This is a genomic window from Phocaeicola sp. (genome assembly GCF_048170425.1).
Lineage (GTDB): Bacteria > Bacteroidota > Bacteroidia > Bacteroidales > Bacteroidaceae > Phocaeicola.
In genome coordinates, this window is sequence record NZ_DBEXBB010000165.1 from 1 (window position 1) to 21,257 (window position 21,257).

Here is a 21,257-nt window from a genome sequence, read left to right on the forward strand (position 1 = left end):
ATTTTTGAGGAAGATAAGTGATGGAATCGAAGATGAAGGATAAGTTGGCTGTATGTGGGGCCGTTGTATTGTTTATTGGTCTGGTATTGCAATTTGTGAAGCTGGTATGGGCTCCGTATGTGTATCTGGTAGGGGCTTGTCTGTTTGCTTACGTACAGCTGGTTTCCGATTATAAGGGAAAGAATATCGTTATCCGTCGTTTGCGCCGTCAGCAGCTTTTGGGAGCTATGTTGCTGGTGTTGACAGGGGTAATCATGTTGCTGTGGAAACGGAATGAATGGATTGTGTGCCTGACGGTGGCCGCGGTACTGGAACTTTACACGGCTTTCCGTATTCCGCAGGAAGAAGCAAAGGAAAATTAATGTGACAGTATAAATCAAGGAGTCATGAAAGAAAGGTACTGGAAATATTCACTGATTATTTTTATCATTGGATTGGGTTATTTGTTGTTCTGCCAGGCACAGCCGTTTATGAACGGTATTTTGGGAGGATTTACGCTTTATCTTTTGCTGCGTAATGTCACTTTCTGGCTTCAAACCAAAATGAAGTCGGCGTTGGCCGTCTGGTTGGTAACAATTGGAGTGACTTTATTCATTCTGATACCGCTTTCTTTGTTTGGATGGGCATTGGTGAGTCAGGTTTCAAAGATGCATTTTGATGCGGAGACTATTATTCGCCCGGCATGGCGTGTGGTAGATTTTATTAAAGACCGTACGGGTTTTGATGTGTTGTCGGAGAACAGTCTTTCTTTTTTGGTCTCACAGGCTTCTTCTATCGGGCAGTCGGTGATGAGTGGAGTAAGTGATTTGTTTGTGAATTTGTGTGTGGCCATCATGCTGTTGTTCTTTATGTTGTATGGGGGAAAGTCTATGGAACACTATGTATCTACTTTGCTTCCTTTTAAAACAGAGTATAAAGTTGAAGTATTGAAAAAGGTTCAGTTGATGGTACGTTCTAATGCCATCGGTATACCTTTGCTGGCCATTATTCAGGGATTTATCTCCTTGGGGGGATACCTGATTTGTGATGCCCCGAATCCCTTCTTGAGTGCCATGCTGACGGCTTTTGCTTCAGTGATTCCTTTGGTGGGGACAGCGTTGATCTGGGTGCCGGTTTCTGTTTATTTTTTGATTATAGGCAGTTGGGTTAACGCCTTGATGATGTTAGGATATGGAGCTATCATTGTGTCACAGTGTGATAACTTGATTCGTTTCTTGCTTCAGAAAAAAATGGCTGATGTGCATCCTTTAATTACTATTTTTGGGGTTGTGGCCGGCCTTCCTCTGTTTGGTTTTATGGGAATTATCTTCGGTCCATTGTTAGTGTCATTGTTCCTTTTGTTTGTGGATATGTTTCGCAAGGATTTCTTGTTGGAGGATGATGGTCGGAAACTTACTCAGGATTGATTTGGTCGGAGAGGAATGTCATGATTTCTTCTTTTTGGTTCGGATGAAACCAGGTGATTTCCGAATCTCTTTTGAACCACGTCATCTGTTTTCGCGAATAAATCCGTGAATTTTGTTTGATTTTTTCCACAGCGAAAGGAAGCTCCCATTCTCCATCCAAATATTTGAATATCTCTTTGTAGCCTACAGTATTGAGTGAATTGAGATGCCTGTAGGGATATACGCTTTTGACCTCTTCCAGTAAGCCGTCTTTCATCATTTCGTCTACACGTTGGTTAATACGCAGGTAAAGTTCCTCACGGTCGCGTGTGAGACCAATCTTGATAGCTTGAAATGGACGTTCTTTGGCGTTGCGGGTACGGAATGAGGTATAGGTTTTTCCTGTCATATAACAGATCTCAAGCGCGTGAATCACCCGTTTGGGATTTTTCAGGTCTACGATACGGTAATATTCTGGATCAAGCACCCGTAGCTCTGCACAAAGTTGCTCCAGACCTTCACTCTCGTAGCGGTGCAACATCAGTTCACGTGTTTCTTTGTCCACCGTAGGAATGTCGTCTATACCTTTGCAGACGGCATCAACGTACATCATGGAACCTCCGGTCATAACCACTACCGGATGAGTCTTGAATAACTCTTCCAATTTCTTTAGTACTTCTGCTTCGAATTGGGCTGCGCTGTAGTAATCAGTCAGTTCAAGGGTACCTACAAAATAGTGAGGTACTCTCTTTAACTGCTCAGGAGTAGGGGCTGCTGTACCAATTTTCAGGTCTTTATACAGCTGGCGAGAGTCTGAAGAGATGATAGAGGTATGGTACTTTTCGGCTATAGAAAGGCTCAATTCTGTTTTTCCTACACCTGTAGGACCAATAAGTACGATAAGGACAGGCTTTTTCATTTGTATGTGGGTATAGGTTGGTAGGGAAAAAAGAAAATGTCATTCTGAGTCAGACCCAGGATGACATTTCTTATATCGTTTCAACTGATGTAACTACGTGTCAGCTCTTTTTAATATTTATCTTCATCATAAGGATTTCCACTTCCTTCGTTGATGTCAAAACCTTCCGGGTCAAAGTCTTCCATGTCGTAGTCTTGGTCGCCATAGAAGTTTTCGTCAAGGTCAAGCGCTGCGTTTGTGTTCATTTGTTCATCAAAATCGATAGTCTGTTGAGGAGCTTCTCCACTTTTACGAGAACATACAGCCTTGTCCAAATCTTTTCCGGTGATGATTTCTGAAAGTTCAATGAAGAATACACGTTCGGCAAGCGGGTCAAACACGTATATCATCTTTTGCTTTTCATCTTCCAGCAATTCGCTTAGAGGAGTTTCTCTCATGATGTATGTGTCTTCCTCAGAGCTGCCGCTTCCCATGTCTTCCAGGGTTATTTCTGTTTCTTTTTCCCAGTCGTCATCACAGATGAAAAAAGAAGTCATCTGGTCGTCTTTGTATCCAGTTGATTTCAGAATAGCTTCGTGCAGGTCGTAGAAAGAAGCTTCAGAGTCGATTTGGATTTCTCTTAAAAAATCATCGACTTCGTCAGATATGATTCTAAATTTGTATACCATTTTCTTTTAGTCTTTTGTTGATGAGGTAAATATACAAAATCTTTTTTATCGGATGATACCGCGCTGTGAGTTTTCTACGAACGAAATGATGTATTCAATTTCAGGTGTCATTGGCATTTCAGATTTTATTTGTGCAATGGCTTCGGTAACATTTCTTCCGCTATTGTAGATAATGCGGTAAGCATTGTGTATTGTTTCAATTTGTTCATTTGTAAATCCACGGCGACGGAGCCCTACGATATTGATTCCACAATAGGCGATTGGGTCTCTTCCTGCGATGATGTAAGGTGGAATGTCTTTGCTGAAACGACATCCTCCTTGAATCATGACATAACTTCCCACATGACAGAATTGGTGCATTAGTACTACTCCACTGACAATCGCATTGTCGTCAATGATTACCTCTCCTGCGATTTTAGTCTGGTTACCAATAATGCATCCGCTACCTACAATACTGTCGTGTGCCACGTGTACGCCTTCCATCAGCAGGTTGTTATTGCCTACTACGGTTTTTCCTTTGGCCGCTGTTCCCCGGTTGATGGTTACATTTTCGCGTATAGTGTTGTTGTCACCAATTTCTGCTGTAGTTTCTTCTCCTTGAAATTTTAAATCTTGTGGAATCGCTCCAATTACGGCTCCGGGGAAAATACGATTCCCGTTTCCTATACGTGAACCATATAAAATATTGGCATTGGGCATAATTACATTATTGTCGCCAATGACCACATTTTTATCGATGAAGACAAAAGGGCCTATTTCTACGTTTTCCCCAATTTTAGCTTCTGGGTCTATATATGCTAAAGGACTGATCATGTTACTTGTTTTTTACAATTTGTGCCATAAACTCAGCTTCACAGACAATTTTTTCACCTACGAAAACATATCCTTTCATAGTTGATACTCCACGGCGAATAGGCGCCATCAACTCAACTCTGAATATCAAAGTATCGCCTGGAACCACTTTCTGACGAAACTTTACGTTGTCTATCTTTAAAAAATAGGTTGAATACTTTTCCGGTTCGTCTACTGAATTCAAAACTAGTAAACCTCCCACTTGAGCCATTGCTTCAATCTGTAATACACCAGGCATTACGGGTTCTTGTGGGAAATGGCCCTGGAAAAATGGTTCGTTAGAGGTTACATTTTTAACACCGACAATATAGTTTGCTCCTATAGCTATGACTTTGTCTACCAGCTGGAATGGATAACGATGGGGAAGTAATTCACGAATACGATTTACATCCATCAACGGCTCTTCATTACAGTTGTAAACCGGAGCTTGTATTTCATGCATACGGATTTCTTTCCGTAGTTGTCGGGCAAATTTATTGTTGATGGTATGTCCCGGACGGGTAGCAATGATACGTCCTTTAATTGGTTTACCAACTAAGGCCAAATCACCGATGATGTCCAACAGTTTATGACGTGCAGGTTCGTTGGGCCATACTAATGGAATATGATTGATATATCCTAAATGGCTGGCATCCATGTGAGGGACTCCCATTACATCGGCTAACTTATCAAAGTTCTCCTGTGTCATTTGTTTTTCGTAAATAACAATGGCATTATCCAGGTCACCTCCTTTGATGAGGCCAGCATTCAGCAACGGCTCAATTTCACGGACAAATACGAATGTACGTGCAGAAGCTATTTCTGTCGGGAAACATTCCATATTTTCCAACGTTGCATATTGATTTGTCAGAATCTTGGAATCGTATGAAATCAGTGTGTTGACGCTGAACTTGTCATCAGGAAGTACAATGATAGAAGAACCTGTTTCTTCATCACGGAATTCAATTTTTGACTTGATGATGTAATAGTCTTTCGGAGCAGTTTGTTCTTCGATGCCTACGCGCTTGATGCATTCTACGTATGCTTTGGCACTTCCATCCAAAATAGGAAATTCTGGTCCGTCAACTTGAATCAAGCAGTTATCTATACCTGCTGCGTATAATGCAGCCAACGCATGTTCTACGGTACTAACTTTTACCCCGTTTTTTGCTAAAACTGTTCCACGGGTTGTGTCTACCACATTTTCTGCTACAGCATCCAATATGGGCTGGTCGTCCAAATCAATTCGCTGTATCTTATACCCGTAGTGCTCTGGGGCAGGATTGAACGTAACGGTCAGTTTAACTCCCGTATGGAGTCCCTTTCCATTGAGTGAAAAGCTGCCTTTTAAGGTTTGTTGTTTCAACATGGGTTTATTTATTTAGTTGTTTTTTTAATTCTTCAATTTCCTTTTGCAGGCGTCCGAGTTCTACATACATATCTGGTAATTTTTTATAGATGGCAGCAGAGCGTGCGAACTGTTTCGGGTCTATTGCTGGATACCCCATTAATGTCGTGTTTGATTTTGTATTACCTGGGATGCCAGACTGGGCTCCGACATTGACGTGGTCTCCCACCTTGATGTGTCCGGCAACTCCTACTTGACCTCCAAACATACACCATTCGCCAATTTTAGCAGAGCCTGCAATTCCTACTTGTGATGCCATAACTGTGTGCTTCCCGATTTCCACGTTGTGGGCAACCTGTATCAGATTGTCAAGTTTAACTCCTTGTTTAATGATGGTATGTCCCATTGTGGCTCGGTCAATACAAGTATTTGCTCCAATTTCTACATTGTCTTCCAATACAACAATGCCTATTTGTGGAATCTTCTCATAGCCTTCTGCTCCGGGAGCAAAACCAAATCCGTCAGCACCAATTACAGCTCCAGCATGAAGAATACAATTGTTCCCAATTCTGCAATCGTGATAGATAGTTACATGTGGATAAATAATCGTACTCATGCCTATTTTTACATTACTTCCGATTGTTGCTTGTGGATGTATGCATACATTATCCCCGATTTCTGCACCTTCCTCGATACAAGCAAATGGCCCGATGTATACATTCTTTCCGATTTTTGCACTTTCTGCAATGAAAGCTAACGGACTTACACCTTGTTTTTTAGTAATACTCATTTCGTATAAAGCCATGAGTTTGGCCAGACTCTCATATGCATTATCCACCTTGATAAGTGTGGTCTGCAACTCATGTTCTGGTTCGAAATCTTTATTTACCAATACAATGGAAGATTTTGTATCGTAGATATAATGAGTGTACTTTGGATTAGACAGAAAGGATAATGCACCTGGTATACCCTCTTCTATTTTTGCAAAGGTATGTACGGTGGCATTTTCATCACCAACTATAATTCCCTGGATGTATTCCGCAATTTGCTTAGCTGAGAACTCCATATTAGTTATCTTTAATTCCTTTGTTTTCCTTGGTTGTTCTTCAATATTTAGTTGCCTAAAAAAGCATACTTACTACTTAATTATGCAAATTACGCATTTTTTTTTTATATATCAGTGAAAAAACACAATTATTTGCCTGAAATGGCCATTAATTTTCATTGGTTTTGTATGTAAACAGCTTTGAAACTCGTTTTTTTGTACGATACAAAAAGAAGTACAAAGACTCCCGTATGAATCTTTGTACTTCTTGTTGTATAAAAATAATTGTTTATTAGAGGATAGAAACGAGTTCTTTTTCCATCTGTTGTTGTACTTTCTTAGCTTCTTCGGCAGCTACGTTAGCAAAGTTTGCTGTTTTGTCTGCATATATGATGGCACGGCTTGAATTGACAATTAATCCACATTCCTTAGTCATACCGTATTTGCAAACTTCTTCCAGTGAACCGCCCTGGGCACCGATACCAGGTACCAGCAAGAAGTGGTTTGGAACGATTTTGCGGATATCTTCAAACATACGCCCCTGAGTAGCACCTACTACATATATCATGTTCTGGTCGTTAGCCCATTCTTGTGATTTTCGCAATACTTTTTCGAACAGGCGTTCCCCCTCTGTATCGGTCGTCAATTGAAAATCGTGTGAGCCTTTGTTAGAGGTCAGTGCAAGCAGAATAACCCATTTTCCCTCATAAGTGAGAAATGGAGTCACACTGTCTTCTCCCATGTAAGGAGCTACAGTCACAGAATCAATATTTAGTTCTTCAAAAAAAGTGCGGGCATACATGGCAGATGTATTACCGATGTCTCCGCGTTTAGCATCGGCGATGATGAACTGGTCTGGATAGTTTTTCTTGATGTATTCTACTGTTTTTTCAAATGCAATCCATCCTTTTACTCCCATACTTTCATAAAAAGCCAAGTTGGGTTTATAGGCAATACAATAGGGAGCCGTTGCATCGATAATTGCTTTATTGAATGCGAAAATCGGGTCTTCTTCTTTCAGAAGGTGTTCAGGAATTTTCTTTATATCGGTATCAAGTCCTACACACAAAAAGGATTTTTTCTTTTTGATGTTTTCAAATAATTCTTGTTTGTTCATGACACGTTTATTTTAGTGATAATCATATACTTCTTTTGTACGCGAATATGTGCGAAATTGTACACCTGCAGTTATAATTCGCTCTCTTTCAGCCGTTCTGCATTTTCTGCTACAATCAGATGGTCTATGCAGTCTTGAATGTCACCATCCATGAAGGCTGCCAGGTTGTAGATGGTGTAATTGATGCGGTGGTCGGTGATACGTCCTTGGGGATAATTGTACGTACGGATTTTAGCCGAACGGTCACCAGTGCTGACCATGGTTTTACGCTTGGAAGCAATATCATCAATGTATTTTTGGTGCTCTTTGTCATAAATAAAGGTACGTAAACGACTGAGCGCACGTTCCTTGTTTTTAGGCTGGTCGCGTGTTTCCGTACATTCAATCAGAATTTCCTCTACGATACCGGTATTGGGATTTTTCCAGTTATAACGTAAACGTACACCAGATTCTACCTTGTTTACGTTCTGACCTCCGGCACCACCGCTTCGGAATGTATCCCATTTGATTTCACCTTCGTTGATTTCTACATCGAAAGGTTCTGCTTCAGGAAGTACAGCTACTGATGCAGCCGAGGTGTGTACACGCCCTTGTGTTTCGGTGGCGGGAACTCGTTGTACGCGATGTACACCTGATTCATATTTCAGTGTGCCGTACACTTTTTCACCTGTCACCGAACAGATGATTTCTTTAAAACCACCCGCAGCTCCTTCGTTCGCGCTGGATACCTCCAGTCTCCATCCTTTCGATTCGCAGTATTTGGAATACATACGGAACAAATCGCCGGCAAAGATGGCAGCTTCATCGCCTCCCGTACCTCCACGGATTTCCAAGATGGCGTTGCGGTCATCTTGTGGGTCGGCCGGTACTAATAATAATTTTATTTCTTCCTCCAGTTCCGGGATGCGGGCTTCACAAGTTGCAGCCTCTTCACGAGCCATTTCTTTCATCTCCGGATCGTTCTCGCTCATCATCATTTTAGCTTCTTCCAATCCGTTGAGACATTGAAGATACTCCTTGCGGGCAGCCATCAGGTCGCCCAGTTCTTTGTATTCTTTGGTCAGTTTGACGTATCGTTTTTGGTCGGCTATCACATTCGGGTCTGTAATGAGAGTAGAGACTTCTTCAAAACGTGAAACCAAACCGTCTAATTTTTCTAATAGTGTATTGTTTTCTGCCATTCTAATGGAATGCTTATACAGTTGGGTGATTAGATTGGTAATTGTTACCATAATTTGCCATAGGCTATCCAGGTAAAGAACACTAATAATACGAGTCCGAGCAAGATGAGCGGCAAGTCTCTTTGGGTTTTCCATTGAAATTCTTTGACACCAAAGTATTTTCCAAAAACAAAGGATACGGCAAACCCTGGGAGTCCAAAACTTATTCCTTTTAGAAAGGGAGAGTCAAATTCAATGCTAAGAAAGAAAAGGACAAACCATGAAACAAGTAACCCGATGCCGATAAGACATCCTTGCTTTTCTTGCGGTTTCATATCATCGTAAGATTTAGCTGGTTAATATTTGAATTCTCCAAATTCCGAACGGATAATCAGTTCCTTGTGGTCACTTTCTTCGATGCGACCGATAATCTGTGCATCGATGTTAAACGACTTGCTGATTTCAATTACTTGTTCCGCATGTTCCGGTGAGAGGTAAACTTCCAGACGGTGTCCCATGTTGAATACCTTGTACATTTCGTCCCAGTCAGTGCCGCTTTGTTCTTTGATGGTGCGGAACAAAGGAGGAACAGGGAAGAGGTTGTCTTTGATGACACGGCAATTGTCGCCTACGAAGTGCAGCACTTTTGTCTGTGCACCGCCTGAGCAGTGAACCATACCGTGGATTTCCGGACGCAGGGCATCCAGTAATTTTTTTACCACCGGCGCATAAGTACGTGTTGGAGAAAGTACTAATTTTCCGGCATCCAGCGGAGAGCCTTCTACGGCGTCAGTCAGTTTCAGTTTGCCACTATAGACCAATTCTTCAGGTACAGCCTTATCATAACTTTCCGGATATTTCTCCGCCAAGTATTTACTGAATACATCGTGACGGGCACTTGTCAGTCCGTTGCTTCCCATGCCACCGTTGTATTCTTTTTCGTAAGTTGCCTGACCATAAGATGCCAGACCTACGATTACGTCACCTGGACGGATATTGGCATTGTTGATGACATCGGCACGCTTCATACGGCAGGTTACCGTACTATCTACGATGATGGTGCGAACCAAGTCGCCGACATCGGCTGTTTCACCGCCTGTGGCATACACGCCGACTCCCATTTCGCGGAGTTCAGCTAGCAGTTCGTCTGTACCGTTGATAATGGCTGAGATTACTTCTCCTGGTACAAGCAGCTTGTTACGACCGATGGTAGAAGATACCAGGATATTATCTACCGCTCCTACGCACAACAAGTCATCAATGTTCATAATTAATGCATCTTGTGCGATGCCTTTCCATACAGACAAATCACCGGTTTCTTTCCAGTATAAATAAGCCAGTGAAGACTTTGTTCCCGCTCCGTCGGCATGCATAATGTTGCAGTATTCAGGATCACCTCCCAAAATATCAGGAATGATTTTACAGAATGCCTTTGGAAAAATACCTTTGTCAATGTTCTTGATAGCGTTGTGTACATCTTCTTTCGATGCAGATACGCCGCGCTGCATGTATCGTTGATTGCTCATGAGTATAGTAAGTTTGTTTCAATTGAATGCGCAAATTTAGTGATTATTCCTTTTATTACCATGCGTTTCGGGATAAAATCAGTACACTGTAACTCCGGCAAGAGTAATAGTGCCATCTGGTGCTAACAGGCTGAATTGGAGAAAGCCTCTTCCCGTTTTTTGAGGAATGTCTTTTTCGGGATGAACAGTACGAAGAATTTCCATTCCTGTGGCGTCACTGACAATAAGGGTATATCCGCTTGGGATGTTCGGAAAGGACCCATAATAAATTACGGGATCTTCTTTTGTCGGCATGTTTAAAGCCAATGGCATACTTTCATATCCAAAACGGTTTACCGCTGTAACTGCCCAGTATACTCCTCCTTTTGTAAGTAAATTCGGAGTAAATGTGTATTGGCAGCTATCCGTACGTGTGGTTATTAGATTTTGGGCTTTCTCCGTATTTACTGGATAAGTGTCAGATGCATAAATCCGGTAATAGATTCCTCCCGGCAAAGAAGGAGACGCTTTCCAACTCATTTCAATTTTATTTCCTTTCAATATTAATGAGGGAGAAGTCGGTTGAGAAGGAGGATTACCTTTCGTCCATCGCATGGGAGGTACTACTGCCGGATAGGTGTAAAAATGCTCCACCAACTCATCCAATATTCCTTTGGTATTATCCAGCATAAATTTGTTTCGGAAATAAGCTTGTCCATCCAGTCCAATTTTCCGGGAGAAATAAATCTGGCGTATGATTTCATCTATTTTCCAATCCTGTTCTTTGGGATGGAGAAAATATATGCCTAGTCCGGGCACTATCCAGCGTTCATTCTTGTTTTCTTTCCAATCGAGTGCAAAAGGATAAAAATGATTACCCTGAAAATACATCATGGGGAAAAGTGCATCCTGAATACCTTCTTTCAGCCACTTTTGAGCGTCTTGATAGACTGTGCTGTATGCATTCCATCCAAAAGATGAATAGCGTCGCGTGTCATTGAACTTGCCGATAGGAGAACTGCTGACTTTCACCCACGGTTTCAATTGCTTTACATCCGTATAAATCCGTGCGACAATACGGGTGATGTTATCCCTTCTCCATTGTTTGAGTTCTTGTTTTTTCCCGTATTTTTGATACGTATCTTTATCCGGGAATTTTTCTCCTTGCTCTGGGTAGCGGATATAATCCAGGTGGATACCGTCAATGTCATAACGGCTTGTGATTTCTTGGGCTATTCGACTTAGGTATTCAGCTGTGCCGGGATTTCCAGGGTCTAGGTACCAGCTCCCGTTGAACTGCTTGCAAAGTGACGGTTGTTTTTTTACTATGCAATTTTTTCCTAATAGACTCACTTGCCGTTTGTTTCCTATGGGGATACATACCAGCCATGTATGGAGCTCCAGGCCACGTTTATGGCATTCTTCTATCGCAAACTGCAGAGGGTCGTATCCTGGACTTTTGCCGGTATGTCCTGTAAGACTTTCCGCAAATGTTTCAAACTTAGAAGGATAGATAACGTCCCCTCGAAGGCGGGTTTGAAAAAGTATTGTATTGAAATGGGCTGCTTTTAATGCATCAAGTTGTTGGATAAGTTCTTTTTTTTGTGCTTCGATGTCTTGAGGCGAATTGGCTTTTCGTGTAGGCCAGTCCATGCCGCCAAGAGTAGTCAGCCAGGTAGCTCGTATTTCCTCTTTAGGCTGAGCTTGTAAAGAAAGGAAAGTACTGATAAATAGAAGACCGATTAGTAATATGCGCATATCTTTTAAATGTTTGCGCAAATATACATATAAATTATGGATATGCAGAGAAAGAAGAATAATAAGCCTTAAAGATGAATGAAAGGTAAATTCTTCTTAGAAATATCTGTGGATTGTTTCTTTTTATTACTTTTGTGGCAGAATAAAAGATAAATTGATAGATATGATAACGTTTACTCTCGCATTGGTTCTATTGGTGATGGGATATTGGGTTTATGGAAAATATGTCAATTCCTTGTTTGCTCCTGATTCTACCCGTAAAACGCCGGCTTTGACAATGGCCGATGGTGTGGATTTTATTCCTCTTCCTACGTGGAAGATTTTTATGATTCAGTTCTTGAATATTGCTGGTTTAGGGCCTATTTTCGGAGCAATAATGGGAGCCCAGTTTGGTACAGCTTCATATTTATGGATTGTGTTCGGTACGATTTTCGCCGGAGCCGTACACGATTTTTTGTCAGGTACCTTATCGCTGCGGAACCATGGCGAAAGCCTCCCCGAAATTATCGGTCGTTATTTAGGAAGCCGGACTAAAAAGGTGGCCTGCGTGTTTACTGTCTTGCTGATGATTCTGGTTGGTGCGGTCTTTGTTTCAGGACCTGCAGAGCTGTTGGCCGGTATGACTCCTTCTGCGCTGGATGTGTATTTCTGGATGGTCGTGATTTTCTTGTATTATATTTTGGCGACTATGCTTCCCATTGATAAAATCATCGGACGCATCTATCCTTTATTTGCCTTTGCCTTGTTGTTTATGGCTGTGGGTATTCTTGTCATGCTGTATGTCAAAAGTCCGGCCTTGCCTGAAATGTGGGAGGGATTTGGTACGAAGTACGAGAAGAACCCGATTTTCCCGATGATGTTTATCTCCATTGCCTGTGGTGCCATCAGTGGTTTTCATGCAACCCAGTCGCCTTTAATGGCACGTTGTATTACGAACGAAAAGCACTGCCGTCCGATTTTTTATGGAGCGATGGTAACGGAAGGAATTGTGGCACTTATCTGGGCTGCAGCGGCAACTTATTTCTTTCAGGAGAACGGTATTGTGGATAAAGTGACTGGAGTGGCTTATTCTGGGGCTAAGGTTGCTACGGATATATCAAAAGACTGGTTAGGTGCATTCGGTGGAATTTTGGCCATATTGGGAATTGTGGCGGCTCCTATTACGAGTGGTGATACCGCTTTGCGTTCGGCACGTCTGATTGTGGCAGACTTTTTTCATGTGGAACAACGTTCTATTAGTAAACGCTTGTTTATTTGCATTCCGATATTTCTGGTTACTATCTTTTTATTGATTTACAGTTTTGGGGATGCGGAAGGATTCAAGATTATCTGGCGATATTTTGCCTGGTGTAATCAAACATTGTCGGTCTTTACTTTATGGGCCATTACGGTTTGGCTGGTTTGTGCACGAAAAAACTATTGGGTAACCTTGCTGCCGGCTTTGTTTATGACTTGTGTTTGTGCCACTTATATTCTCATTGCTCCCGAGGGTTTGGCCTTGTCGGCTAAAGTGGCTTATCCCGTCGGATTGTGTTGTGCATTGGTGGCTGCGGTCTGGTTTGTATGCTGGTTCCACCGGGTACGTTCCTTATAAAGAATTGTTTGGCTGTTCTAGAGATTATGTATAATTTTGCGGGCTGTAAAGATAAAAGTAATTTCAAATGAAAAAAAGAGGCTTTTTAATGTGGGTCATGATGGCTGTTTCGGCTGGGGTAATGGCTCAGAAAGAAGGTTTTGGTTATAAATTTTATGGACAGGTACGGACTGACTTATTCTATAACAGCCGTTCCAACTCAGAAACTGTTGACGGACTTTTTTACATGTATCCTAAGGATGTAGCTCCTGATGCGGACGGAAAGGATTTGAATGCCAAACCAGATGGTAACTTCTATACATTGTACACCAGATTGGGAGTAGATGTGACCGGACCTATCTGGGGAAAGGCAAAGACTTCGGCAAAGGTGGAAGTCGATTTCCGTGGTTCGGGTACCACTTATTCTTTGTTCCGTATTCGTCACGTGTATTTCAACCTTGATTGGGGAAAATCAGCCCTGCTGGTCGGACAAACATGGCATCCTTTGTATGGAGATGTGGCTCCTGAAATTCTGAATTTGAACATGGGAGCACCTTATCAGCCGTTCAGCCGTGCACCGCAGGTTCGTTATCGGTTTACAAACAAAAATTTCAAACTGACTGTAGCTGCTATATGGCAGTCACAATATTTGTCGGTAGGTCCTTCTTCAAACAAGGCAGGAGAGGTTGCTACGGTTAAAAGTCAAAATTTTATGAAGAATGGTTGCCTTCCGGAGTTTTATTTGGGTATGGATTACAATCGTCCCGGATTGCTTGCTGGGGCTGGTGTGCATGTGTCTTCCATGTCTCCCCGTACACAGTCGGAATACGATGGTAAGATATATAAGGTAAGTGAACGGGTAACAGGAGTTTCGGCTGAGGCGCATGTGAAATATGTTCATCGTCGTTTTTTACTGGCAGCTAAGAGCGTGCTGGGCTCAAACCTGACACAGACCAGTACAATTGGCGGGTATGGCATTACGTCTACCGACTCTCGCACGGGTGAGCAGGAGTATACTCCTTTACGCGTATCTCATACATGGATAAATATGATGTATGGAAGTAAGTTTCGTGGAGGAATCTTTGCCGGGTATCTTAAGAACTTAGGGGCTTCGAAAGATGTGACCGGAGTGTTGGGTACAGGAACAGATATTGACCAGTTGAATACATTGGGAGCAGAATTAACCTATAATCGTCCGAACTGGAAGTTAGGAGCGGAATATACTTGGACCGGAGCATGGTATGGCGATTATACTGATAAGGCTAGAGTTACTGATACTCATTTGGTAAAAAATAATCGTATTGTTCTTACAGCTTTGTTCCAGTTCTAATCTGAATTAAGTTATAATGAAATAGCGAGAAGATGGCAATGTGGTGCCACTTCTCGCTATTTTATTATTCTGCTTTTTGCTTATATAGTTTGTCTAAATCAATGCTGGGTGTTTCTTTGTGAAGTAAGATAGTAGCGGATACCTCGTTAGCCTGAAAATTTTCCACATTTGATAACCGATTGATAAACTGACGCACCGTATCTATTTTTACATTCTCAACAAAAACATTACGGATTGGTAATCGGGCATCTCCTTTTAGCTCGTAAATGGCATCAGCCGACTGGCAATGGATATTCTTTACATGTATCCCGTCTATTCGGGTGATACGTGTTTCATAAGTTGGAACCAAGTCTTTCCATTGGTATAATACGTCGGTATCTACTTCAAATGTACGAAGCATATCTCCAGCCTCGATGTCTTCCAAGTAAATGTTTTCGATGAATCCTCCGCGACGATGGTTTGTTTTTAAGAAAAACAAGCGGTGTACATTCTGTGGGGCTTTACAGCGGGTCATGTAGATGTTGCGTACTCCTCCGGAAATTTCACTTCCGATTCCGAGCAGGGTATGTCCATTGAGGATGTCACAATCCCGGACGACGATATTTTCGCTAGGTGTGTTAAGCCGCCATGCGTCCTGGTTGCGGCCGGCTTTGATGACCACTGCATCGTCTCCCTGGTCAAACTTGCAGTTCTCAATCAGAAAATTCCGACTCATTTCTAAATCGATTCCGTCATTGTTGTGTCCATGAGCCTGCACATCGAGATGACGTACTACGCCGCTGTTGCACAAATAGAGATGGATGGTCCAAAAAGGACTTTGGCGGATATGAAAATCTTCTAATAAGATGTTTTTGCAGCGATTAAAATGAATAAGGTGTGGACGGAGATGATTTTCTCCTTTTGCCATTTGACGCAGTTCTACAGGAACATCTGTTGACCCCATAGAATATAATTGTCTTAATGCGTTTAAATGAGCTTCTGGGCGTTTAAACCATGTACGCCAGGTATCCATGACCGGGGCCAGTGTTCCTTCTCCGGAAATACCTACATTTTCGCATTCAAATGCATAGATAAGTGGGGAGTAGTTGTAACATTCCAGTCCTTCCCAGGAAGTCATTACGGCTGGAAGGTAATCATTGGGATTGTCGGAGAACCTGACCACAGCTCCTTCTTCCAGAAAAAGATTGACATGGCTTTTGAGATGAATAGGTCCGGTGAACCATTCTCCAGCAGGAACTACCACTCGTCCGCCTCCGGCACGGTGACATGCTTCAATTGCTTTGGCAAATGCCTGGGTGTTTAGATGATTGTTCCCTTTTCTTGCTCCATATTTTGTAATGGGGAACTCTTTATTGGGGAATGTGCATAAGTATACGGAGTCCATGGGGAAAGGAGCTTCCACATGTACAGGTTGTACGTGCACCTTTTGTGCTGAGGTTGTATACGCCATCAGGCTTGCTACAAAAATAGAAAGTAATGTTCTGCTTCTCATGGTAATATATTAATTAGGATATCTTTGGTAGCAAAGAAACTTATTCTTTTTGAAATAAATCAGGTGTGAATGTCCTTATAAATGTATTTTTGTACGATATTCTATGATTCCGTACGTTTGTCTGCATTCTGTTTGGTAATAAGCCTCTAATTTTGCCTTTACAATAACCTAAGATGAAAATGTATGAAAACAAAGCGATTCCTGAATATTAGTCTTGCCAGCCTGTTTTTGGTAAATATGGCTTATGCACAAGATTACCAGTTTGATTTTAGTGAGAAGAAAAAAGTAGAGAAGGGAGTGATTCAAATCTCTTCAGATTCCATATATCCTTGTGAGGGTGGTTATGGGTATGATTTTTTACCTGCACCAGCGAAGAAAAGTAACGACCCTTTTTTCTTTTCAGTAGACGTTCCTGATGGAAATTATCTGGTGACAGTAACTTTAGGCAATGCACGGAAGGCTGGCTCTACTACGGTGCGTGCGGAGTCCAGACGTTTGTTTTTAGAAAATATACCTACTCGGAAGGGGGAGTTTCTGACCTATCGTTTTACTGTAAATAAGCGTAATACGCTAATCGCAGATGGAGAAAAAGTACAGATTAAGGAACGGGAAAAGAATAAATTGAACTGGGATGATAAGTTGACATTTGAGTTTAATGGAGATGCTCCTTGTTTAGCTAGTCTGAAAATAGAGCCGGTAAATGATGTGGTGACCGTTTTTTTAGCAGGTAACTCTACTGTCGTAGACCAGGATAATGAGCCGTGGGCTAGCTGGGGACAGATGATTCCGCGTTTTTTTGATGAACATGTATGTTTTGCGAACTATGCTGAAAGTGGTGAACGTGCCGATACCTTTATTAAGGCCGGTCGTTTGAAGAAGGCTTTAACCCAGATGAAAAAAGGGGATTATATGTTTATTGAATTTGGACATAATGACCAGAAATTGAAAGGGCCGGGTAAGGGAGCCTATTATTCATTTGCCAGCAATTTGAAATATTTTGTAGATGTAGTGCGTGCAAAAGGGGGGATTCCGGTTTTTGTGACTCCTACCCAGCGTCGTTCATTTGACAATTCAGGGAAGATACGGGAAACTCATGAAGACTATCCTGATGCAATGCGTTGGGTGGCTCAGCGTGAGGGAGTGCAGGTGATAGAATTGCATGACATGACCCGTGTGTTCTATGAAGCTATGGGAGTAGAACCTTCTAAAAAAGCTTTTGTACATTATCCGGCAGGAACTTATCCGAACCAAACGAAGGATTTGGCTGATAATACCCATTTTAATCCCTATGGTGCCTATGAAATTGCTAAATGTGTGATTGAAGGCATTAAGCAGTTGAATCTTCCCTGGGTTAAATATTTGAGAGATGATTATCATCCGTTTAATCCGGCAACACCGGATTGGGTAGATACGTTTAAGTGGAATGACAGTCCTTTCACGGAGGTTGAAAAACCTGATGGAAACTGATTTTTGTAAGTTGGTTGAGTATTATAAGTTTTAATAGGTATACTAACAATATTTAGGGTAGAGAGAAAAAGAGCGAACCGGTATGCATCCGGCTCGCTCTTATGCTTTCAACAAACATGTTTCTGTACAAAAGCACATGATTGTGTACGATATTCCATGTAGGTATAATCTCTTTGTGCTATCTTTGACAAGTTAAAAAATATTTAGATATTGTATATGAAAAAACACATAATGTGGGGAGTCTGGTTGCTGGGTGCAACCTGCTTTTCTTTTTCTGCTTATGCGCAAAACAAGGTGAAAGCGCCAATGGAAGATGTTAACCAGGTCGTAGATTTGACTCTGGATAGTTTGAACAAAGCTAAAACAGCTCGTCCGGTTGCGGGGTCTACCCGTAAGGGGAATAATCCTGTACTTTTCTTGGTAGGAAATTCAACGATGCGCACCGGAACGTTAGGCAACGGAAATAACGGACAGTGGGGATGGGGATATTTCTTCCATGAATATTTTGATGAAAATAAGATAACAGTTGAAAACCATGCATTGGGTGGAACCAGTAGCCGTACATTTTATACTCATTTGTGGAAAGATGTCCTGAAAGGAGTAAAGAAAGGTGACTGGGTTATTATCGAATTGGGACATAACGATAACGGACCGTATGATAGCGGACGGGCACGTGCGTCTATTCCTGGTATTGGTAAAGACAGTCTCGAGGTAACAATTAAGGAAACAGGGGTTAAGGAAACAGTGTATACTTATGGTGAATACATGCGTCGTTACATTCGTGAAGTCAAGGCCAAAGGAGCTCATCCTATTCTTTTTTCTCTTACTCCACGCAATGCTTGGGAAGATAAAGACAGTACCATAATAACTCGTGTGAATAAGACTTTTGGTTTGTGGGCCAAGCAAGTGGCTAAAAAAGAACATGTTCCTTTTATTGACCTTAATGAGATAACAGCTCGTAAATTTGAGACTTTTGGCAAGGAAAAGGTAAAATATATGTTCTATTTGGATCGCATCCATACCAGTGTGTTTGGAGCACGGGTAAATGCTGAATCTGCCGCTGAAGGAATTCGTGAATATAAACAACTGGAACTGGCTCGTTACCTGAAACCTGTCGAAAAAGATACAGTTACAGGATCAACCCGAAAGAAAGGTTGTCCGGTGCTATTTACTGTAGGTGACAGTACGGTACGTAACCAGGATAAAGACGAGAATGGTCAGTGGGGATGGGGAAGCGTGATTGCCGAACTGTTTGACTTAAATAGAATTTCTGTAGAAAATTGTGCTAAAGCAGGTCGTAGCGCGCGTACTTATTTGGAGGAAGGTCGTTGGGATAAAGTTTATAATGCCTTGCAGCCCGGCGATTTTGTATTGATTCAGTTTGGACATAACGATGCGGGAGCTATTAATACAGGAAAGGCACGTGCGGAACTTCCGGGAGCGGGAGAAGAAAGTAAAGTATTTTTAATGGAAGCCACTAAAACTTATGATGTCGTGTATACATTTGGCTGGTATTTGCGTAAATTTATCCGCGATGTTCAAGAAAAAGGGGCTATTCCTATTGTGTTGAGTCATACACCACGTAATATGTGGGATAATAATGAGATACAGCGTAATACTATGTCTTTTGGAAAATGGACACGGGAAGCTGCTGAAGCTACAGGTGCGTATTTTATTGACTTGAATAAGTTGTCAGCAGATAAATTGCAGCAGATAGGCTATGAACAAGGCCTGAAGTATGTAGCTCCTTATTTCTGTAAAGACCATACACATACATCATTGGAAGGAGCGCACTTGAATGCGCAAAGCATTGCAGAAGGTTTGAAAGAAACAGATTGTACATTGAAAAACTACTTAAAATAAATGGAGGTACTATGAAACGTGAAGCTTTTAAAATGTTCCTGAAACCAGGATTTGAAAAAGAGTATGAAAAACGTCATGCAGCTATCTGGCCGGAGCTGAAACAGATGTTGTCTGAAAATGGGGTGTATGATTATTCTATTTATTGGGATAAAGATACCAATATCTTGTTTGCTTGCCAGAAAACGAAAGGTGAAGAATCTTCACAGGATATGGGAAATAACCTGATTGTGCAGAAATGGTGGGATTATATGGCTGACATTATGGAGGTAAATCCTGACAATTCTCCGGTTACCATTCCTTTGCCAGAGGTTTTCCACATGGATTAAACAGGCGATTTGATACAAAGAATGAAAAAAGTGCATGGCTTTTTTAGTGATGCACTTTTTTTATATTTTTGCAAATAATTCATACAAAATAAGGTGGAATGAACAGGTTATTCTTCTTCGTATTCTTTTTGATAGTATCATGTGTAGAAGGTATTAAGGCTTCGGTGGATGTACGTTCCACCCGTTTTACAACTACATCTGGGCTAGGGAACAATTCAGTCAGATACATGTATCAGGACAGTAAGGGATTTATCTGGATGGGTACCCTTAATGGCCTAAGTCGTTTTGATGGAACTTCTTTTGTTACATTTCGTCCTCGAAAAGGAAATAAACCTTCCTTGCCAGATCATCGTGTACAGGAAATTGTGGAGGATCAGAATTGTTTCTTATGGATAAAAACAACTGGCGAGCTGGTTGGCTGCTATGACTTGCAAAAAGACTGCTTTGTTGATTTTACGGGGAGTGGTGAATATTTACGTCATTACTGGAATGTCTATTTTGTCAATAAAAATGAAGCTTGGGTAACGGGAGAAAGAGAAGGATGCCGGTTAATACGTTATCAGAAGGACCGTACTTTTACCTCAATCGCCTTCGATACTCGTAATGGGCTTGCGTCAAACCTTATTCGCGATTTGAGGGTAGGTGCAGAAGGTTGGGTATGGATTGCTACAGGAAAAGGACTTTATTATTGGGATGGGAAGAAACTCCATGCAGTGGATGAGCGTATGGAGTTTAAGAAAATTGCAGTTCATGGGCAGAAAACCTATTTTTTGACAAATAAAGGAGGGGTTTATACTTTCCGGAATGGGACATTAAAGAAGGAAGTTTCTATTGAAGGAGATTTTACTTATTATGATAATCTGATATTAGGTAAGAAATGGTTGATTTTTAGTGGTACCAGCACGTGGTGTTTTGACTTTGATACGAATGCTTTAACTTTGGCTGAAGAGGCACTTCAAATAAAAAGAGCGAAGGTTATTAAAGATAATAGAGGAGAATCATGGGTTTACGGAAATAATGGTGTGCTAACTTGGATTGACTCACAATCGGGGAAGGTGACGCCTTTTTTGTTGATGCCGGAAGAGAAACGCAATTATGTGGATCGGGAACGTTATTATGTGGTACATGATTCACGTGGAATTATTTGGATTGGGACTTATGGGAACGGTCTTTTTGTATATGATGTGGCAAACGGACAAATGAAACATATCATGGCCGACTCAGACAATGCGCAAAGTCAAATTGGTTCAGATTTTCTGCAATGTGTCATAGAAGACCACTCTGGCAATATATGGGTAAGTTCGGAATATACCGGAGTGTCCCGTTTGGAAGTCTTGAATGAAGGTACACTTCGTATTTTTCCGGCTGGAGAAGGGAAGTTTAATCGTTCGAATACGGTGCGTACCTTACATCGCCGTTCTTCGGGAGATATTATTCTTGGAACCCGTGATGGAAAAATGTATGAATATG

The 21,257-nt window shown here is 41.6% G+C and carries 19 protein-coding genes; 8 read left to right on the top strand and 11 right to left on the bottom strand.

Annotated features, from left to right (window positions below; translation table 11 throughout):
* The first annotated feature begins 20 nt into the window (after positions 1 to 20).
* On the top strand, positions 21 to 362 hold the full coding sequence (locus tag ACMJ0U_RS06325; protein WP_417128946.1) for a hypothetical protein: 342 nt from the start codon (positions 21 to 23) through the stop codon (positions 360 to 362).
* Positions 363 to 386: 24 nt separating this feature from the next.
* Positions 387 to 1,406, top strand: coding sequence for an AI-2E family transporter (locus ACMJ0U_RS06330; protein ID WP_417128948.1), 1,020 nt, complete (start codon positions 387 to 389; stop codon positions 1,404 to 1,406).
* Here ACMJ0U_RS06330 and miaA read toward each other — a convergent pair.
* The 10 genes from miaA to ACMJ0U_RS06380 form a co-directional block, all read right to left on the bottom strand.
* Entirely contained in the window at positions 1,393 to 2,304 is a 912-nt protein-coding gene (gene miaA / locus ACMJ0U_RS06335; protein WP_417128950.1) for a tRNA (adenosine(37)-N6)-dimethylallyltransferase MiaA, read from the bottom strand. The two genes, ACMJ0U_RS06330 and miaA, sit on opposite strands and share 14 nt — an antisense overlap.
* A gap of 110 nt (positions 2,305 to 2,414) precedes the next feature.
* Complete coding sequence (locus tag ACMJ0U_RS06340; RefSeq protein ID WP_417128951.1) at positions 2,415 to 2,972, bottom strand: IS1096 element passenger TnpR family protein; 558 nt, start codon at positions 2,970 to 2,972, stop codon at positions 2,415 to 2,417.
* A gap of 45 nt (positions 2,973 to 3,017) precedes the next feature.
* The gene (lpxA, locus tag ACMJ0U_RS06345; protein WP_417128953.1) at positions 3,018 to 3,785 is read right to left on the bottom strand and encodes an acyl-ACP--UDP-N-acetylglucosamine O-acyltransferase; all 768 of its coding nucleotides are present in this window, start codon (positions 3,783 to 3,785) and stop codon (positions 3,018 to 3,020) included.
* A 1-nt stretch (position 3,786) separates the two neighbouring features.
* Positions 3,787 to 5,172, bottom strand: a complete 1,386-nt coding sequence (locus ACMJ0U_RS06350) for a bifunctional UDP-3-O-[3-hydroxymyristoyl] N-acetylglucosamine deacetylase/3-hydroxyacyl-ACP dehydratase (protein WP_417128955.1) — start codon at positions 5,170 to 5,172, stop codon at positions 3,787 to 3,789.
* A gap of 4 nt (positions 5,173 to 5,176) precedes the next feature.
* Complete coding sequence (gene lpxD, locus ACMJ0U_RS06355) at positions 5,177 to 6,217, bottom strand: UDP-3-O-(3-hydroxymyristoyl)glucosamine N-acyltransferase (RefSeq protein WP_417128956.1); 1,041 nt, start codon at positions 6,215 to 6,217, stop codon at positions 5,177 to 5,179.
* Positions 6,218 to 6,488: 271 nt separating this feature from the next.
* Positions 6,489 to 7,313, bottom strand: coding sequence for an orotidine-5'-phosphate decarboxylase (gene pyrF / locus ACMJ0U_RS06360; RefSeq protein WP_417128958.1), 825 nt, complete (start codon positions 7,311 to 7,313; stop codon positions 6,489 to 6,491).
* 71 nt (positions 7,314 to 7,384) lie between these two features.
* Entirely contained in the window at positions 7,385 to 8,494 is a 1,110-nt protein-coding gene (gene prfA / locus ACMJ0U_RS06365) for a peptide chain release factor 1 (RefSeq protein WP_417128960.1), read from the bottom strand.
* 44 nt (positions 8,495 to 8,538) lie between these two features.
* The gene (locus ACMJ0U_RS06370; protein ID WP_417128961.1) at positions 8,539 to 8,808 is read right to left on the bottom strand and encodes a hypothetical protein; all 270 of its coding nucleotides are present in this window, start codon (positions 8,806 to 8,808) and stop codon (positions 8,539 to 8,541) included.
* A 21-nt stretch (positions 8,809 to 8,829) separates the two neighbouring features.
* The gene (locus ACMJ0U_RS06375; protein ID WP_417128962.1) at positions 8,830 to 9,999 is read right to left on the bottom strand and encodes an AIR synthase-related protein; all 1,170 of its coding nucleotides are present in this window, start codon (positions 9,997 to 9,999) and stop codon (positions 8,830 to 8,832) included.
* A 78-nt stretch (positions 10,000 to 10,077) separates the two neighbouring features.
* The gene (locus ACMJ0U_RS06380) at positions 10,078 to 11,736 is read right to left on the bottom strand and encodes a glycoside hydrolase family 10 protein (RefSeq protein WP_417128964.1); all 1,659 of its coding nucleotides are present in this window, start codon (positions 11,734 to 11,736) and stop codon (positions 10,078 to 10,080) included.
* Between the two features lie 163 nt (positions 11,737 to 11,899).
* Between ACMJ0U_RS06380 and ACMJ0U_RS06385 the strand changes: the two genes are divergently transcribed.
* Positions 11,900 to 13,330: a carbon starvation protein A gene (locus tag ACMJ0U_RS06385; protein WP_417128966.1), complete on the top strand. Its 1,431-nt coding sequence runs from the start codon at positions 11,900 to 11,902 to the stop codon at positions 13,328 to 13,330.
* A gap of 67 nt (positions 13,331 to 13,397) precedes the next feature.
* Entirely contained in the window at positions 13,398 to 14,639 is a 1,242-nt protein-coding gene (locus ACMJ0U_RS06390; RefSeq protein ID WP_417128968.1) for a hypothetical protein, read from the top strand.
* Positions 14,640 to 14,703: 64 nt separating this feature from the next.
* Here ACMJ0U_RS06390 and ACMJ0U_RS06395 read toward each other — a convergent pair whose 3' ends face one another.
* Positions 14,704 to 16,131 (bottom strand): glycoside hydrolase family 28 protein, encoded by a 1,428-nt coding sequence (locus ACMJ0U_RS06395; protein WP_417128970.1) that lies wholly within the window; start codon positions 16,129 to 16,131, stop codon positions 14,704 to 14,706.
* Positions 16,132 to 16,368: 237 nt separating this feature from the next.
* Here ACMJ0U_RS06395 and ACMJ0U_RS06400 point away from each other — a divergent pair, with 237 nt between their 5' ends.
* The 4 genes from ACMJ0U_RS06400 to ACMJ0U_RS06415 all read left to right on the top strand — a co-directional run.
* The gene (locus ACMJ0U_RS06400; RefSeq protein WP_417128976.1) at positions 16,369 to 17,598 is read left to right on the top strand and encodes a rhamnogalacturonan acetylesterase; all 1,230 of its coding nucleotides are present in this window, start codon (positions 16,369 to 16,371) and stop codon (positions 17,596 to 17,598) included.
* 216 nt (positions 17,599 to 17,814) lie between these two features.
* Positions 17,815 to 19,461: a rhamnogalacturonan acetylesterase gene (locus tag ACMJ0U_RS06405; RefSeq protein WP_417128971.1), complete on the top strand. Its 1,647-nt coding sequence runs from the start codon at positions 17,815 to 17,817 to the stop codon at positions 19,459 to 19,461.
* A gap of 11 nt (positions 19,462 to 19,472) precedes the next feature.
* A complete protein-coding gene (rhaM, locus tag ACMJ0U_RS06410; protein WP_417128972.1) occupies positions 19,473 to 19,787 on the top strand; it encodes an L-rhamnose mutarotase in 315 nt (104 codons plus the stop codon).
* 98 nt (positions 19,788 to 19,885) lie between these two features.
* Positions 19,886 to 21,257, top strand: a 1,372-nt coding sequence (locus ACMJ0U_RS06415; RefSeq protein WP_417128974.1) for a ligand-binding sensor domain-containing protein, incomplete at its 3' end; no start/stop codon positions are given.

Bases quoted from the DNA above. Each gene is read 5' to 3' on its own strand.
- ACMJ0U_RS06325 (WP_417128946.1), top strand. From the start codon at position 21: ATGGAATCGAAGATGAAGGATAAGTTGGCTGTATGTGGGGCCGTTGTA.
- ACMJ0U_RS06330 (WP_417128948.1), top strand. From the start codon at position 387: ATGAAAGAAAGGTACTGGAAATATTCACTGATTATTTTTATCATTGGA.
- miaA (WP_417128950.1), bottom strand. From the start codon at position 2,304: ATGAAAAAGCCTGTCCTTATCGTACTTATTGGTCCTACAGGTGTAGGA.
- ACMJ0U_RS06340 (WP_417128951.1), bottom strand. From the start codon at position 2,972: ATGGTATACAAATTTAGAATCATATCTGACGAAGTCGATGATTTTTTA.
- lpxA (WP_417128953.1), bottom strand. From the start codon at position 3,785: ATGATCAGTCCTTTAGCATATATAGACCCAGAAGCTAAAATTGGGGAA.
- ACMJ0U_RS06350 (WP_417128955.1), bottom strand. From the start codon at position 5,172: ATGTTGAAACAACAAACCTTAAAAGGCAGCTTTTCACTCAATGGAAAG.
- lpxD (WP_417128956.1), bottom strand. From the start codon at position 6,217: ATGGAGTTCTCAGCTAAGCAAATTGCGGAATACATCCAGGGAATTATA.
- pyrF (WP_417128958.1), bottom strand. From the start codon at position 7,313: ATGAACAAACAAGAATTATTTGAAAACATCAAAAAGAAAAAATCCTTT.
- prfA (WP_417128960.1), bottom strand. From the start codon at position 8,494: ATGGCAGAAAACAATACACTATTAGAAAAATTAGACGGTTTGGTTTCA.
- ACMJ0U_RS06370 (WP_417128961.1), bottom strand. From the start codon at position 8,808: ATGAAACCGCAAGAAAAGCAAGGATGTCTTATCGGCATCGGGTTACTT.
- ACMJ0U_RS06375 (WP_417128962.1), bottom strand. From the start codon at position 9,999: ATGAGCAATCAACGATACATGCAGCGCGGCGTATCTGCATCGAAAGAA.
- ACMJ0U_RS06380 (WP_417128964.1), bottom strand. From the start codon at position 11,736: ATGCGCATATTACTAATCGGTCTTCTATTTATCAGTACTTTCCTTTCT.
- ACMJ0U_RS06385 (WP_417128966.1), top strand. From the start codon at position 11,900: ATGATAACGTTTACTCTCGCATTGGTTCTATTGGTGATGGGATATTGG.
- ACMJ0U_RS06390 (WP_417128968.1), top strand. From the start codon at position 13,398: ATGAAAAAAAGAGGCTTTTTAATGTGGGTCATGATGGCTGTTTCGGCT.
- ACMJ0U_RS06395 (WP_417128970.1), bottom strand. From the start codon at position 16,131: ATGAGAAGCAGAACATTACTTTCTATTTTTGTAGCAAGCCTGATGGCG.
- ACMJ0U_RS06400 (WP_417128976.1), top strand. From the start codon at position 16,369: ATGGCTTATGCACAAGATTACCAGTTTGATTTTAGTGAGAAGAAAAAA.
- ACMJ0U_RS06405 (WP_417128971.1), top strand. From the start codon at position 17,815: ATGAAAAAACACATAATGTGGGGAGTCTGGTTGCTGGGTGCAACCTGC.
- rhaM (WP_417128972.1), top strand. From the start codon at position 19,473: ATGAAACGTGAAGCTTTTAAAATGTTCCTGAAACCAGGATTTGAAAAA.